General features: G+C 70.5%; 14 protein-coding genes. 12 read left to right on the top strand and 2 right to left on the bottom strand.

Features of this window, described 5'->3' with window-relative positions:
* The first annotated feature begins 270 nt into the window (after positions 1-270).
* From AB0C62_RS07485 to AB0C62_RS07445, 9 genes are all read left to right on the top strand, one after another.
* Positions 271-1,455 carry an ATP-binding protein gene (locus AB0C62_RS07485; protein WP_362970487.1) on the top strand — a complete coding sequence of 395 codons (1,185 nt, stop codon included), beginning with the start codon at positions 271-273 and terminating at the stop codon, positions 1,453-1,455.
* Positions 1,452-2,294 (top strand): roadblock/LC7 domain-containing protein, encoded by an 843-nt coding sequence (locus AB0C62_RS07480; protein WP_362970485.1) that lies wholly within the window; start codon positions 1,452-1,454, stop codon positions 2,292-2,294. The genes AB0C62_RS07485 and AB0C62_RS07480 overlap by 4 nt, the downstream gene beginning before the upstream one ends.
* Positions 2,287-2,670 carry a DUF742 domain-containing protein gene (locus AB0C62_RS07475; RefSeq protein WP_362970483.1) on the top strand — a complete coding sequence of 128 codons (384 nt, stop codon included), beginning with the start codon at positions 2,287-2,289 and terminating at the stop codon, positions 2,668-2,670. Before AB0C62_RS07480 ends, AB0C62_RS07475 begins: the two co-directional genes overlap by 8 nt.
* Before the next feature lie 3 nt (positions 2,671-2,673).
* Complete coding sequence (locus AB0C62_RS07470; protein ID WP_355876043.1) at positions 2,674-3,234, top strand: ATP/GTP-binding protein; 561 nt, start codon at positions 2,674-2,676, stop codon at positions 3,232-3,234.
* A gap of 10 nt (positions 3,235-3,244) precedes the next feature.
* On the top strand, positions 3,245-4,627 hold the full coding sequence (locus AB0C62_RS07465) for a cytochrome P450 (protein WP_362970481.1): 1,383 nt from the start codon (positions 3,245-3,247) through the stop codon (positions 4,625-4,627).
* Between the two features lie 93 nt (positions 4,628-4,720).
* Positions 4,721-5,968 carry a cytochrome P450 gene (locus tag AB0C62_RS07460; RefSeq protein ID WP_362970479.1) on the top strand — a complete coding sequence of 416 codons (1,248 nt, stop codon included), beginning with the start codon at positions 4,721-4,723 and terminating at the stop codon, positions 5,966-5,968.
* Complete coding sequence (locus AB0C62_RS07455) at positions 5,965-6,759, top strand: enoyl-CoA hydratase/isomerase family protein (RefSeq protein ID WP_362970477.1); 795 nt, start codon at positions 5,965-5,967, stop codon at positions 6,757-6,759. Before AB0C62_RS07460 ends, AB0C62_RS07455 begins: the two co-directional genes overlap by 4 nt.
* 181 nt (positions 6,760-6,940) lie before the next feature.
* Positions 6,941-7,960 carry an alcohol dehydrogenase catalytic domain-containing protein gene (locus tag AB0C62_RS07450; RefSeq protein ID WP_362970475.1) on the top strand — a complete coding sequence of 340 codons (1,020 nt, stop codon included), beginning with the start codon at positions 6,941-6,943 and terminating at the stop codon, positions 7,958-7,960.
* Between the two features lie 71 nt (positions 7,961-8,031).
* Complete coding sequence (locus AB0C62_RS07445; RefSeq protein ID WP_362970473.1) at positions 8,032-8,499, top strand: glutaredoxin domain-containing protein; 468 nt, start codon at positions 8,032-8,034, stop codon at positions 8,497-8,499.
* 33 nt (positions 8,500-8,532) lie between these two features.
* Here the strand turns inward: AB0C62_RS07445 and AB0C62_RS07440 are convergent, their stop codons facing one another.
* Both AB0C62_RS07440 and AB0C62_RS07435 read right to left on the bottom strand, forming a co-directional pair.
* Positions 8,533-9,699 carry an alanine--tRNA ligase-related protein gene (locus AB0C62_RS07440; RefSeq protein ID WP_362970471.1) on the bottom strand — a complete coding sequence of 389 codons (1,167 nt, stop codon included), beginning with the start codon at positions 9,697-9,699 and terminating at the stop codon, positions 8,533-8,535.
* 300 nt (positions 9,700-9,999) lie between these two features.
* Complete coding sequence (locus tag AB0C62_RS07435) at positions 10,000-11,148, bottom strand: low temperature requirement protein A (protein ID WP_362970469.1); 1,149 nt, start codon at positions 11,146-11,148, stop codon at positions 10,000-10,002.
* Positions 11,149-11,804: 656 nt separating this feature from the next.
* Here AB0C62_RS07435 and AB0C62_RS07430 point away from each other — a divergent pair.
* From AB0C62_RS07430 to AB0C62_RS07420, 3 genes are all read left to right on the top strand, one after another.
* Positions 11,805-13,058: an acyl-CoA dehydrogenase family protein gene (locus AB0C62_RS07430; protein ID WP_362970467.1), complete on the top strand. Its 1,254-nt coding sequence runs from the start codon at positions 11,805-11,807 to the stop codon at positions 13,056-13,058.
* A 97-nt stretch (positions 13,059-13,155) separates the two neighbouring features.
* On the top strand, positions 13,156-13,614 hold the full coding sequence (locus AB0C62_RS07425) for an Rrf2 family transcriptional regulator (protein ID WP_362970465.1): 459 nt from the start codon (positions 13,156-13,158) through the stop codon (positions 13,612-13,614).
* Positions 13,615-13,843: 229 nt separating this feature from the next.
* On the top strand, positions 13,844-14,383 hold the full coding sequence (locus AB0C62_RS07420; RefSeq protein ID WP_362970463.1) for an EF-hand domain-containing protein: 540 nt from the start codon (positions 13,844-13,846) through the stop codon (positions 14,381-14,383).
* Positions 14,384-14,447: the final 64 nt, after the last annotated feature.

Here is a 14,447-nt window from a genome sequence, read left to right as displayed (position 1 = left end):
GAACCGGCCGGAGCGGTGGCTGAAGAGGCGTCAACAAGCCTACCCAGCAGCCGCGTTGGCGTCGAATTCGGTCAAAGGGGTCGCGATCCGGAGGCCACCCGGCAGTGATAGCATTCCCGCGTCTTCGACCTTGATCAACTCGGCTCGCGTGGTGGTCCGAGGTCGGCCTGCTCTTCGTGTAACAGCGGTCATGCAGTTAGCGGATGTGTCGCGGGTCCTTTCGGGGTGTATCTGGTGATGCCTGCATGCCACGCACCAGGAAAGGTTTCCATGAATAAAGACACGCTCATATGGTGTCTGGCTGCGGCAGCGGTGGTCGCCGTCGGCGTAGCCGTGGTCCTCGTCATCCGCAACAAGGCCCTCGGGGCCAGGAGGAAGCAGGTCGAGGCGGCGCTCACCGCGCAGTTGAGCGAGTCCGAGGGCAAACTCGGGCACTCGCGCGCGGAGTTGCAGAAGTTCAGCGACGAACAGGCCGCCGTCATCCAGGAGGCCGAGCGATCCGCGGAGGAGAGCACCAAGGCCGTCCTCAAGGGAGCGGCCCGCTTCCTGCAGAGCCTCGCCGCCGAACAGACGACGCTCCTGGACAGCATCCAGCGCAAGTACGGCGGACACGCGGTCCTCTCCGACCTCCTGGACGTCAACCACGCCAACGCGCAGATGGCCCGTAAGGCCCAGGGCATCGCGGTCATGTGCGGTGCGCCCCTCGGCCGCCGCAACCAGCCCGCCAGCGTGTACGACGTCGTACGCAGCGCGCAGGGACAGATCCGGAACTTCCACCGCGTCCAGATCATGCAGCAGAGCGGCCTCGCGCTGAAGGCGTCCGCCGTGGCGCCCGTCGCGCTCGCCGTGGCCGAACTGCTTGACAACGCTGCCAGCTTCTCGCAGCACGACGCACCGATCGAGGTGACGTTCCAGCGGGTCCAGAGCAACCTGTGCATCGTCATCGACGACGCCGGCGTGAGCATGAGCGACGAGGACCGGCAGAAGGCGACCACGTTGCTGTCCGGCGAGTCCGTTCCGCGCCTGTCGGAGCTGGGCACCCAGCCGAAGTTCGGCTTCCCGGTGGTCGGCCTGATCGCCCGTCAGTACGGCTTCAAGGTGGACGTCACCGGGATCTCCCGGTACGGCGGCGTCCGGGCCGTCGTCCTGCTGCCCGAGGAGTTGTGGACCGTGGAGGAGACCCCGCCGACCCCGAAGGAGGCCCCCGTCACGAGGATCCGCCGGGTCGAGAGCCGGGAGGAGCAGCAGCCCGCGACGCGCACGTTGCACGGTCTGCCGAAGCGGGCCGACCGTCAGGAGCCCGTCGCGAGCCTCACCGAGGACGCGGACACCCCGGCGGCGCGGACGCCCCGGAGGACCGCCCGCGGCTCCGGCGGTCTCGGTGCCCTCCAGCGTGGCACGCTCTCCGGCCGCGACCTCGCAGTTCCCTCGCCCGAAGGGTCCGAAGACGCATGACCACAGACATGTCGTGGATGGTCCGGGACATCGTGGACAACGTTCCCCGGGCACGGCACGCCGTGGTGCTGTCCGCGGACGGCATTCCCCGCGGGTCCACGGACGGCCTGACCCCGAAGGACGTCAGGACCATCTCCGCCGCCATGGCCGGCATGCAGTCGCTGAGCCGGGCCACCGCACACTTCGCCGGGCCGGCCGAGGAGCGGCGGTGGAACCAGACGGTCATCGAGTTCTCCCACGGGTGGATCTTCCTGATCGGCGCGGGCCAGGGTGCCTACCTCGCCGCCGCCGCGGAACCCGACGTCGACCTCCAGCAGATCTCGTTCCGTATGCACCGGCTCGTCGCCCGACTGGGCGACAACCTCACCTCGCCGCCACGGGTGACCGCCGGTGACGCCAGGCGCGACGAGGCCGCGCGGCTGCGTGAGGAGGCCGGCTCGTCGGGGTTCGTGCTCGCCGGGCTGGACCAGGCCATCGCCGACGTGCCGGGCGCGCGACACGCCGTACTGCTCGGCTCGGACGGGCTCCCGCGGGGCGCGACCTCCGGGATGAGCAAGGACCTCGCGGACACGATCTCCGCGGCCATGACGGGCATTCACGCCTACAGCCGTGTCACCTCGCAGTTCGCGGGTGGCCTGGAGGACGCCGAGTGGCGTCAGACGGTCATCGAGTTCCAGCACGGCTGGATCTTCCTGATCGCGGCCGGTGACGGCGCGTTCCTCGCCGCGTCCGCCGATCACGACTGCGACATCGAAGAGTTCACCGCACGTCTCGAGGACGCCGTTCCCACACTGCTCGCGAACCGGGCACCCCAGGGAGAGAGGGCCGACGATGCATGACGGACCGGACGACGAACTGGAACTGACGGCACCCTTAGTCCCTCTCTTCGTGATCACGGGCGGTCGTGAGCTTCCCGCGGACCACGAGTACGAGCACACCACCCTCGTCACCGCCCACGAGGACGCGCCCGGCACGGCACCCGTGCTGTCCCCCGAGGCGCGCAGGGTGCTGGACCTCGTCGCCGACGGGTTCCTGTCCGTGGCCGAGGTGTCGGGCCACACGCACCTGCCGATCGGCATCGTGCGCATCCTGCTGGCGCAGTTGGAGGAGAACGGCCTCATCCTCGTGAGGAAGCCCGTGCCCCGCGCCGAGCGTGTCGACCGCGAACTGCTCAGCGCCGTGCTCGACGGCCTGCGAACCCGATTCGGAGCGTGACTCGTGTATCTGGATCCAGCCGTCTCCAACTCCGTGAAGATACTGATCGTCGGGCACTTCGGGGTGGGCAAGACCACCTGCATCGGCAGCATCTCCGAGATCGAGCCGCTGCAGACCGAGGAGGAGATCACCGAGGCCAGCGAGGGCTTCGACGACCTGTCGGGGACCCCGGACAAGACGACCACCACGGTCGCCATGGACTTCGGCCGGCTCACCCTCAGCGAGGAGCTCGTCCTCTACCTCTTCGGGACCCCCGGGCAGGAACGCTTCAAGGAGATGTGGGAGGAACTGTCCCGGGGCGCGCTGGGTGCCCTGGTGCTGGTCGACCCCACGCGGCTCCACGAGAGCTTCGCCATCCTGGACCTGGTCGAGCGGTTCGGCCTGACCTACGCCGTCGGCGTCAACCGCTTCGACAACACACCGGACTACCCGCTCGACGAAGTACGCGAGGCACTCAACCTCTCCGAGGAAACACCCATCGTGCACTGCGACGTCCGCGACGAGCAGTCCTCCGCGCAGGCGCTCATCGCCCTCGTCACCCACCTCATGACAGTCCTCGGCTAGGAGACACACCATGCAGCAGCCCTTCAACGCGCCCGGCATACCGCCTGGTTGCCCCGCGCACGGCAACGTCCAGCTGTTCGGCCCGGAGTTCGGCTCCGACCCCGAGGCCCACTACGCCGAGCTGCGCGCGGCCGGCCCCAGCGCGCCCGTCGACATCGCCCCGGGTGTCGAGGTCGAGCTCGTGACCAGTTACGACGCGAGCCTGTACATCCTGCAGAACCCGGCCTGGTTCGTCCGCGACTCGCGTCGCTGGAACGCGCTGAACGAGGGGCGGGTCCCGGCGGACAGCCCGGCGCTGCCGATGATGGGTTACCGGCCCAACGCCCTGTTCAGTGACGGCGCCGCGCACGCCCGTCTCCGGCAGGCCGTCACCGACAGTCTGGCCACCGTCAACGAACTCCAGCTCATCCGGCAGGTGCAGCAGTCCGCCGACTACCTCATCAGCCGGTTCAGTACCGAACTCCGCGGCCAGGCCGAGCTGATGGCGGACTACGCCCAGCCGCTCCCGCTGCTGGTGTTCAGCGACCTGTTCGGCTGTCCGCCCGAGATCGGTGACCGTGTCATCGTGGGGATCAGCGGCATCTTCGAGGGCACTCCCGGCGCGGACGAGGTGCTGGGCGGCGCACTCGCCGAGCTGATCGCCCTCAAGCACCGGCAGCCCGGCGAGGACCTGACGACCCGTCTGATGAGGCACCCGGCGGGTCTGACCGACGAAGAGGTCCTGCACCAGCTCGTCACCCTGCTCTCCGGCGGCACCGCACCGCTCGCGGCCGCCATCGGGACCAGCAGCGCGCTGTACCTCGGTGAGGAGTGGCAGGCCGGTCTGCCCATCGAGGACGCCGTCGTCCAGACGCTCTGGAACTACGCGCCGATCGCCAACTACGCGGCCCACTACCCGACGCAGGACGTCGAACTGGGCGGCAGGACGCTCCACGCCAACGACCCGGTCCTCATCTCCTTCGCGGCCGCCAACACCGACCCGAAGCTGACCGAGCACCGCGAGCAGCTCAGCGGCAAGGCGCACCTCGCCTTCGGCGCGGGACCCCACGCCTGTCCCGCCAAGGACCCGGCGTTCATGATCGCGGTCACCGCCGTGGAGTCGCTGCTCAACCGTCTCCCCGACGTCGAGCTGCGCGTCCCCTTCAAGGACCTCTCCTGGGTGCCGGCCCCCTGGAGCCGCTCCCTGGTGACCGTCCCGATCCGCTTCACCCCCCGCCAGGTCCCCTCGGCGGCGGCCCAGCAGGCGCACTCCCTGCCCGCCCAGGCGGCGCAGACGTCCGCGTCGGCCCAGCAGCCCTCCGGTGCCGCCGCGGCCCGTCCTGCCGCGCACGCCGCGCCGCAGCACAAGGGGGGACTCTTCAGCCGCTTCCTGGCATGGACGCGAGGCGAGTGACGTAGGTAACCCCAAGAGACCAGAGTGTTATTGGATGCTTCAAGCACCCCGCGGGTATGCATGGCGGCGTTTGCTCAGAAAGGAGCCGCCACCGTGGGGATTGCCACGACACCGTCCACCGACCGTCGGACAGCCGTCGCTCTCTTCTCCCGCCTGCGGACAGCAGAGGGCCAAGCCGATCCCTTTCCGATCTACACGGAACTCCGGTCGAGAGGCGGAGTCAGCCCCGCACCCTGGGGAGGCTTCCTCGTCACCGGTTTCGCCGCCTGCGACCAGATCCTGCGCAGCTCCGACTGGCTGGAGCCGGACCGGAACTGGCGCGAGAGCCAGGGACCGCGCACCCGCTGGAGCGCCTCCTCCTCACGCGAGATAGGCCGCACCCTGCCGGCGCTCAACCCGCCGGAGCACACCAGGGTGCGGCGAGCGGCCGGCAGCTTCGACCGCGGAACCATCGAGCAGATCGGTCGCACGGTGAGCCGGGTGACCGACACGCTCATCGACACCCTCGAGGAGCAACTGCGCGACGGCGAGGCGGACTTCGCCGCCCTGGTCAGCGAGGAGCTGCCGATCGCCGCGATCGGCGACTGGCTGGGGCTGCCGCCCGCGGACTGGCCGCGCCTGCGCGAACTGACCCACGACCAGGTCTTCACCCAGGAACTACTGCCCTCCGCCAGCCAGTTGGCGCAGTCCGACGCGGCCATGGCCGAACTGCGTTCCTATCTCACCGAGGTGGTGCGCCACCGGCGCCGCCATCCGGGCGAGGACCCCGTGTCCCGGTGGATCACCACGTGGGACGGCATGGAGCCGGACCAGGAGAAGGCGGACGAAGCCGTCTACCTGCTGGTCCTGTTCATCCTGCTGGCCGCGCTGGAGACGACCTCCACCCTGCTGTCCACCATGACGCTCCTGCTCCTCGAACATCCCGAGCGGTGGGACATGGTCGCCGCGGATCCGGACATCGTGCCCGCGTTCGTCGAGGAGGCGCTGCGCTTCGACTCACCCACGCACGTGATCAGCAGGGTCGCGGCGCGGGACTGCGTCCTGGAGGGTGCCGAGATCCACGCGAACGACATGGTCCACCTCATGGTGGGAGCGGCGCACCGGGACCCGGCCAAGCACCCCGATCCCGACCGCTTCGACCCGCTACGCAAACCGGCCCACCTCGCCTTCAGCGGAGGCATCCACTACTGCCTCGGCGCCCCGCTGGCCCGCCTCGAGGCCCAGACCCTTCTCCGTCAACTCGTCAGACGCCTGCCACGCCTCACCCTCGTGCGGCGCCCGCAGAGGGCACCTCGTGTCGCCTTCCGGCGCCTGCTGAACCTGGACGTCGCCCTCGCATGAACGACATACTTCCCGCGCTCCCGGAGCACTCCCCCGGCTCCATCGGCACCGTGCAGGACGGACCCGTCCTGCACGTGCGCCTCAACCCCTCGCACCTGGACGACACCCTGGGCGTCGCCGTCCTCGACGACCTGACGGCCCTGCTCGACGAGCTGCACGACCGGCCCGACGTCCGCGTCGTGGTGCTCTCCTCCCTGGGCGAGGACTTCTGTCTCGGGGCCGACCGCACGGAATACCTGGCCGCGCTCGACGCGGACCCGACCGGCGCCACCATGCGCCGGATCGCGGACAAGGCCCAGCGCCTGTGCCGGGCGCTGGAGAACACCCACGCCATCACCGTCGCCCGGCTGCACGGCAAGGTCGTCGGAGCGGGTCTCGCCCTCGCCGCGTACTGCGATCTGCGCGTCGGCGCCGACACCTGCCGCTTCCGCATGCCGGAGGTCGGCCTTGGCCTCCCACCGGCCTGGGGAGGGGCCATGGGGCGGCTGGTCTCCGAGGCCGGTGTCGCGAGGATCCGCGAACTCATGCTCACCTGCGAGGTGTTCGACGCGGCCACCGCCCATCGGCTCGGCCTCCTCCACAAGGTCGCCCCGGTCGACCAGCTCGACCGGACCGTCGCCGCCTGGACCAGGCCGCTCGTCCGACGATCCCCCGAGAGTCTCGTCCTGACGAAACGCATGCTCACCGGTTTCTCGCAGGCGTCCCGCACCGCCGACGTCTCCCTGCTCGACGCCCACCTCCTGACCGCCCACCTCACCCGGCCGCAGAGCCGCGACCTGACGGCCCTGTAAGGAGCACACCTCCGGCCCTGCGCGGAACCGGACCACCGCACGCGCCGACACGCCCCACGGTGTGCGGGGCGGGCCCGGCCGCCCCGCACAGAGGCGCTGGAGGCCGTCTCGGCATGCGTGATCCCGCCGGAGCTGGTTCGCTGGAGAGCGGGGCGTTTCACGCATGCACGAGGGAGATGCCATGAGCACCTATCGAGTCGCGGAGGTCCAGGTCGCGAACGGTCCGTTCACGATCGCCGAGCGGGAGGTGCCCAAGCCGGGCCCCGGACACGTACGCGTGCGGGTCGAGGCCTGCGGGATCTGCCACAGCGACGCCTTCTTCATCAGTGCCGGGCTGCCCGGCGTGACCTTCCCGCTCGTCGCCGGCCACGAGATCGCCGGCCGCATCGAGGAGATCGGCGAGGGCGTCTACGAGGGCTGGACCGCCGGCGAGCGCGTCGGCGTGGGCTGGTTCGGCGGAAGCTGCCTCCACTGCAGGCCGTGCCGTCAGGGCGACTTCATCGTCTGCGAGAACCTCAAGGTTCCCGGCTGGAGTTACGACGGCGGGTTCGCCGAGTCCGTGATCGTGCCGCAGGACGCGCTGGCGCGGATCCCGGACGGCCTGTCCTTCACGGAGGCGGCGCCTCTCGGGTGCGCGGGCGTGACCGTCTACAACAGTCTGCGGCGCAGCTCGGCCCGCCCCGGTGACCTGGTCGCCGTGCTCGGACTCGGCGGTCTCGGGCATCTGGGCGTCCAGTACGCGGTCGCCATGGGCTTCGAGACCGTGGCCGTCGCACGCGGAGGCGCCAAGGCCGAGCTGGCCGAACAGCTCGGAGCGCACCACTACATCGACAGCACCGCCGGCTCCCCCTCCGAGGCGTTGCAGGCTCTCGGCGGCGCCAAGGCCGTGCTTTCCACCGCCGCCAGCTCCCAGGCCACCTCGGCCGTCATCGACGGTCTGCTGCCCCGCGGCGAACTCATCGTGGTGGGCGCGGACATGTCCTCCCTGGACGTCACTCCCACCCAACTGCTCATTCCGGGCAGGGTCGTTCGCGGCCATCCGTCCGGCACGTCGCAGGACGTCGAGGACGCGATGGGCTTCAGCGCGCTCTACGGGATCCGGCCGATGATCGAGACCGTTCCGCTGGACGGGGTGGGTGACGCCTATCAGCGGATGCTGTCCGGTGACGCCCGGTTCCGCATGGTGCTGACCATGTCCTGACGGACAGGCGACCGTTCCACGGACCAACTCGCGTCCCCAGGGCGGGCGACGCAGCGGTAGCCTGCGGCATCATGACGCGCGCTTGGATCCTGCCCCTCCTGTCGGTGCTCTTCGGCTCGCTCGTGGCGACCGGGTTGGCCCTGCGCGGGAGTACCGGCCCCGCAGTCGCCCTCCTGCTGGTGTTCGTTCTGCTCGCGGGCGTGCACTCGCCCCTGGTCTTTCCGCGGTCGGTCGGTGCGCTCGAGGCGCAGCGCCGGAGCGCGGTCGACGGTCGTCCGGTCGTCTTCTGGCGGGCAGGCTGCACGTACTGCCTGCGGTTGCGCATGCGGCTGGGTCGTAGCTCCCGCCAGGTCCACTGGGTGGACATCTGGCGCGACCCCGCGGGTGCGGAGGTGGTGCGGGCGGCCAACGACGGCGACGAGACCGTTCCGACGGTCCTCGTCGCGGGCCGCCCCCACGTCAACCCGGACCCGGAGTGGGTACGAGCGCAGATCACGTCCGCAGCGCGACAGACGAGGCGAGGACGTCTGTCACGGTGAACTGCCCCCCTCGGCAGGGTCCGTGTCGACCGCTCACTCCTCCCGCAGGCTGAGGACCAGGTCCCGGGGCAGGCCGTGGGTGTCGTGCAGGTAGTGGAAGTCCTCGTCCCTCAGGGGGCCTTGGAACCGGGGGCGGGCCAGGAGTTGCCGGCCGCGCTCCATGAGACGGCCGAACCGGCGCTCCTCGTCCAGCAGCACCGGGCGGACCTCGGCGGGGTCCACGTCCTGACGGAAGTGGTCGAGGGTGTGGGAGAGCAGCTCGTCCGGCAGGTCGCCGAGCGTGCGTGACGGTTCGTCCCGCCACAGCACGGTGAGCACGCGTCGCAGGAGGCGGCGCAGTACGTAGCCCTGTCCCGTGTTGGACGGGCGCACGCCGTCGCCGACGACCACGACGGACGAGCGCAGATGGTCGAGGACGAGACGGAGCGAGGGTTCGTCCAGTGGCCACAGGGGCGGCACGAGGCGGCGCCAGGGTTCGAAGACGTCGCAGTCGAAGACGGACGACTTGCCCTGGAGCAGGCAGGCGAGCCGTTCCAGGCCGAGTCCGGTGTCGACGCTGCGCTGGGGAAGGGGCACGAGGGATCCGTCCTCGAGCCGGCGATGGCGCATCATCACGTGGTTCCACACCTCGACCCAGCGGTCGTCGCGGGTGGGCGTCGACCGGGGAGGGGTGTCGCCGCTCCACAGGAAGATCTCCGAGTCGGGGCCGCACGGTCCGACCGGTCCGTTGGACCACCAGTTGTCCTCGACGGTGAGTTCCACGGGGACCCCGCGTTCCTGCCACAGTCTCAGGGAGTCCGTGTCCGGCCCGGTCTGCTGGTCACCGGCGGAGACGGTGACGTATAGCAGGCTCGGGTCGATGCCCAGCCCCTCGGTGAGCAGTCGATGCCCCCAGTCGAGGCTCTGCGGGCCCTCGTAGTCGCCGAGCGACCAGGAGCCGAGCATCTCGAAGACCGTGAGGTGGGTGTCGTCGCCGACCTCCTCCAGGTCCGTGGTCCGCAGACAGCGCTGCACGTTGACCAGCCGTCTGCCGAGCGGATGAGGCCGGCCCAGCAGATATGGGGTGAGGGGATGCATGCCCGAGGTGGTGAACAGCACCGGGTCGCCGCTCGGCGGCAGCAGTGTCGAGCCGGTGACGCGGCGATGCCCGCGCTCCTCGAAGTACTCGACGAACGTGCGGACGATCTGCTCCGTGTTCATGACGGGGTCTCCTTGGCGTCCATGCGGGGAGGCACCGGACAACGGGTCCGCCGGGTCGACACCGGGGCAGGAGAGCCTGAACGCCACGGAACCACCGACGGGCCGTTTCCGGTCGCCGGTGGAAAGGGGAAGGTCAGACGGCGGCAACCGGCGAGCTGGTCGCTCGCGCGGTTGCGGTGCTGCTTCGGCCGATGACGTTCATGGGCCGACGGTAACGGACACGACAGCACGTCGGCACGTGGATTTCCCGCCGCCTCGGAACGGTCGTCGCCGAGGCGGGCGACACCTCCCTCGCCCGGTTCACCGCACTCGCGGCAGGCGGACCGTCGTCGCGGTGAGGTAGACGCCGGCGGCGACGGTGCAGGCTGCGGCCAGGCCCGCCAGGGGGACCGCCCAGTGGCCGGCGAAGCTCGCGGCGAGGACGAGGACGGTTCCGGTCGGCAGGACCAGTTGTTGGGCGGTGCCCTGTTTGAAATGGCGGGCGTGCACCAGCCACACGGTCGTCATGAAGAGGGCGGTGGGGAGGGTGACGGCCAGGGAGGCGGCGAGCGTGGAGAGGTGCGCGTGGTGGGTGGCCTGCTCGACGGCGACTTCGATGCCGGCGCCGATCGCCGCGGCGGAGCCCAGGATGAGGTACTGGCCGTAACCCCAGAGGAACGCCTGCCGGTTGGAGGTCAGGTACTGGTGGATCGGGACGGCGAAGTAGATCCAGAAGGCGGCGAAGACGAGGACGAGCCCGCCGGCCGCGATCGGGAGCAGCTCGTCCAGGGCCGCTGATTCGTCCAGCGTCGACTGCACGGCCACCGTGGCGGCCGAGATGGTCTCACCGAGCACGATGATCGTGAAGAGGCCGTAGCGTTCGGCGATGTGGTGCGGGTGCCAGGGGGTCCGGTGACGGTGCTCGGCGAAGGCGGGCACGAGTAGTTCCGCGATCGCCAGCGGGACGAATCCCCAGGCCCACGCCGCGTCGGGCAGGAGCAGCAGCACGACCCAGCCGACCTGCACGACGACGAGGCCCGCGGCATAGCGCAGGGCCGCCGTTCTCGCCGCGCCCGTCTCGCCGTGGGCCGCGCGCAGCCATTGCAGGGTGAGCGCGAACCGCATGATCAGGTAGCCGGTGATGGCGACGGCGTACTGCGCGTCGTCGAAGGCGCGGGGGATTCCGGCGGCAAGGACGAGGACACCGGCCATCTGCACGAGGGTGGCGATCCGGTACGGGACGTCGTCGCAGTCGTAGACGGAGGCGAACCAGGTGAAGTTGACCCAGGCCCACCAGATGGCGAAGAAGACGAAGAGATAGCCGGTCACGCCGTGCCCGGGATCGCCTTCGGCCAGGGCGTGGACGAGGCGCGCGCCGGCCTGCGCGACCGCGACGACGAAGCACAGGTCGAACAGCAGCTCCAGCGGGGTGGCGACCCGGTGCGGCTCGTCGGGGCTGCGGGCGGTCATGTGAGCCAGGGGGGCGACGACCCCGCCGTGCCCCGTCGCCCTCGGGGTGTCCTCACTCGTCACAGTGGTGCCTTTCGCTCACGCCACCCGGGCGGCTTTCGGCCAGAATGCCCCAGGCCAGGGCAGGCCGCAGCCTGCCGCCGGGTCCGGAGCACCCTCCGGTGTTGCGTTCCCTACATTCCCTATCGATTTACTAGGAATATATTGACGGCCCGCCCGCCGACTGCGCAGGATGATGTACATGCCCCCTATGCAGCTACGACTCGTACGTCGTCGGCATATCGACTTTGGCCGCGTCGCCAGCACCGCCTGCTGTCGCGCCTAGGGCACACTCCCGGCACACGCGCTCGGCCGCGACCCGGGGTCCGAACGGACCGCCTCGCGGCCTCGACTCTCGCGCGGCACCCCTGGTGCGGCGCCTTTCGCCTATCGCTCCCTCACCGGGTCTCCGAGCGGGACGTATGCGAACTCGCCCTCGCTTCGAAGAGCACGGGCGGCAATGCTCCCCTCGCGTTCGACGTCCCCACCGGGACCGTCCTGTCGGCCGCGCGAAGGATCGTCGCCGTACGGAGCACGGTGGGCCTCGCGCACGTATCACCCGACCCGCACGAGCCCCAACACCACATCGTGACGCCGAACTTGAGGAGACCATCGCCATGGGCCCCGCCACCGCGCCGTCCGGAGCCGAGCCGGAATCCGACGGAACCGGTCCCGATCGCGCCCACTGGCTGCATGTCGCTCGCGAGACGGCCGACGATCTGGCCACGGACGCGGTAGCCAGGGAGCAGGCCGGGAAGATCCCGTTCGACGAGGTGTCCCGCCTGCGTGAGTCGGGACTGCTGGCGCTGCTCCTGCCGGCCGAGTCGGGCGGCGGAGGCGGTGACTGGTCGACGGCCTACGCCGTGGTCCGGGAGATCGCCGCCGCCGACGGCGCGATCGGTCAACTGCTCGGCTGTCACTACTTCCTGTCCTGGAGCGCCCGGCACTTCTCCCAGTCCGCCGCCAGCCCGCAGCCCCAGCCGCACCGCAGGACTCCTGCACAGCGCAAGTCGGCCGACGAGCAGGGGTGTTGGGCCGGCGGCTTCGCCCGGCAGGAACCGTCGCTGACCCTGGCGAGGAAGGGCGGCCACTACGTCCTCAACGGTCGGCAGAGTTATGCCACCGGCGTCCTCGTCGCCGACCGGCTGGCGGTGCGGGCGGAGCGGTCCGACACCGGCGAACCACTCGCCGTCACCGTCGACCCCGCCCATCACGGCGTGCGGATCGACGCCGACGCCGACACCTTCGGCCAGCGGCTCGCGGCCGGGGGCAGCGTGGAGTTCGACGGCGTTCCGGTCGCCACCCGCGACGTGCTCGGCTCGCTGTCCGCGGACGAGGACGTCCTGTCACCCCTGACAGCCCTCTCCTCCCCGGTCGGACGCCTCCTCTCCGTCCAGCTCCTGCTCGGCATGGCCGAAGGCGTGCTCGCCGAGGCGCGCGAGTACAGCAGGGCGGGCTACTCCGTCTGGCACCCCGCCTGGCCGGTCGGTTCGCCACAGGACCCGCATGTGCTGACGGTCTTCGGCGAGCTCACCGTCCTCGTGCGCTCCGCGTCCGCCCTGGCCGCCCAGGCGTTGGCGGCCGTGCACGTCGGCCTGGCGCACGGGGAAGACCTCACCTACGACGAGTGCGCGGAGATCTCCGTCCTGGTGGCCATGGCCGAGGCCGCCGCCTCCGGGGCGGCACAGGAGTCCACCGCTCGCGCCCTCGACGTCATCGGCCCCCGCGCGACCTCCTCGCGGCTCGGCTTCGACCGCTTCTGGCGCAACGCGCGGACCCACACCCTGTACGAGCCGGTCGCCCACCGGGTCCGCGACGTCGGGGACTACTTCCTGAACGGAGCGCACCCTCCGTTCTCCCTGCCCTTCTGACCGAGAAACCCCGTGGCACCGCCCGACCGGCGGGACGCGCACGGCGACGACTGAGGCCGCGGGGACAGACTCCGAGGCCATACGGGATAATGCACCCATGCGGATTTCAGCCAGGGCGGACTACGCGATCCGTGCCGCGCTCCAGCTCGCCGCGTCACGGGACGGCGGGCCGCTCAAGGCCGAGGCCATCGCGGACGCCCAGGACATCCCGCACAAGTTCCTCGAAGGCATCCTGAACGACATGCGCCGGGGCGGCCTCGTGCTGAGCCAGCGCGGCGGCAACGGCGGCTACCGGCTGGCCAAGGCGGCGGAGTCCATCAGCATCGCCGACGTCATACGCACGGTGGACGGACCCCTGGTCTCCGTCCGCGGAGTCCGCCCGCCGGAGTTGTCCTACACCGGCCCCGCGGAGTCACTGCTGCCCCTGTGGATCGCCCTGCGTTCCAACGTGCGCGAGATCCTGGAGGGCGTGTCCCTCGCCGATGTCGCGTCGGCCCAACTGCCCGCCAGCGTCTCGGCGTTGACCACCACCCCGGACGCCTGGGTCAATCCCTGACCGGGCAGGTCCTTCAGCGCGCGGCGGGACCGACCCGGGCGGGTGTGAGCGGCGGCCTGCCAGTCGGCGGGTGATCGTTCGCGCAGATGTGCTCGTGGAGGCGCGGCCGACCCGCGACCTATCGTGGGGACACGCCTGAGGCACCGTCAGACAGGGGCGACTGTCGGCACCCGTGGGACGGTCGCGGCGGGCGGTTCGTGGTTCGGTTCGGCGTCGAAGGAGGCCGCTCATGGCCAGTGCGTTTCAGGAGCGAAAGCTCAGGGGGATGTTCGCCGCGTTCGACGCGGACGGCGACGGCTATCTGCGCGAGGACGACTTCGCGGCACTGGTCGGCCGCTGGAGCAGACTGCCGGGCGTGGAGCCCGGTACCCAACTGCGTACGCGGGTGGAAACCCTTCTGATGGGCTGGTGGGCGGCCCTGCTGCAAACCGGTGACGCCAACGGGGACGGGACGGTCGACCTGAGCGAACTGCTCTCCCTCGTCGACCAGTTGCCCGCGATGACGGATGCCGTCGACGCGACCGCCGACACGGTCTTCGACGCCGTCGACACCAACGGGGACGGCCGGATCTCGCCGGAGGAGCACCGCCGCCTCGTCGAGACCTGGAACGGGCTGCCCGTCGACATGACAGGCGTCTTCGAGCTGCTCGACCTGAACGGCGACGGCCACCTCAGCCGCGAGGAGTTCGCGACGCTCTGGCGCCAGTTCTGGATCAGCGACGACCCGAAGGAACCCGGCAACTGGCTCTGCGGCCGCATCCCCGTCTGACCGGCGCTCATCGACAGACCGGTCGATCCCGGAGCCCCGCGGCTGGACGGCCGCGGGGCTCCGG

Source organism: Streptomyces sp. NPDC048643 (genome assembly GCF_040650615.1).
In the GTDB taxonomy this organism is placed as follows: domain Bacteria; phylum Actinomycetota; class Actinomycetes; order Streptomycetales; family Streptomycetaceae; genus Streptomyces.
This window is presented reverse-complemented; position numbering and strand designations above follow the sequence as displayed.

Bases quoted from the DNA above. Each gene is read 5' to 3' on its own strand.
- AB0C62_RS07485 (WP_362970487.1), top strand. From the start codon at position 271: ATGAATAAAGACACGCTCATATGGTGTCTGGCTGCGGCAGCGGTGGTC.
- AB0C62_RS07480 (WP_362970485.1), top strand. From the start codon at position 1,452: ATGACCACAGACATGTCGTGGATGGTCCGGGACATCGTGGACAACGTT.
- AB0C62_RS07475 (WP_362970483.1), top strand. From the start codon at position 2,287: ATGCATGACGGACCGGACGACGAACTGGAACTGACGGCACCCTTAGTC.
- AB0C62_RS07465 (WP_362970481.1), top strand. From the start codon at position 3,245: ATGCAGCAGCCCTTCAACGCGCCCGGCATACCGCCTGGTTGCCCCGCG.
- AB0C62_RS07455 (WP_362970477.1), top strand. From the start codon at position 5,965: ATGAACGACATACTTCCCGCGCTCCCGGAGCACTCCCCCGGCTCCATC.
- AB0C62_RS07450 (WP_362970475.1), top strand. From the start codon at position 6,941: ATGAGCACCTATCGAGTCGCGGAGGTCCAGGTCGCGAACGGTCCGTTC.
- AB0C62_RS07445 (WP_362970473.1), top strand. From the start codon at position 8,032: ATGACGCGCGCTTGGATCCTGCCCCTCCTGTCGGTGCTCTTCGGCTCG.
- AB0C62_RS07440 (WP_362970471.1), bottom strand. From the start codon at position 9,699: ATGAACACGGAGCAGATCGTCCGCACGTTCGTCGAGTACTTCGAGGAG.
- AB0C62_RS07435 (WP_362970469.1), bottom strand. From the start codon at position 11,148: ATGACCGCCCGCAGCCCCGACGAGCCGCACCGGGTCGCCACCCCGCTG.
- AB0C62_RS07430 (WP_362970467.1), top strand. From the start codon at position 11,805: ATGGGCCCCGCCACCGCGCCGTCCGGAGCCGAGCCGGAATCCGACGGA.
- AB0C62_RS07425 (WP_362970465.1), top strand. From the start codon at position 13,156: ATGCGGATTTCAGCCAGGGCGGACTACGCGATCCGTGCCGCGCTCCAG.
- AB0C62_RS07420 (WP_362970463.1), top strand. From the start codon at position 13,844: ATGGCCAGTGCGTTTCAGGAGCGAAAGCTCAGGGGGATGTTCGCCGCG.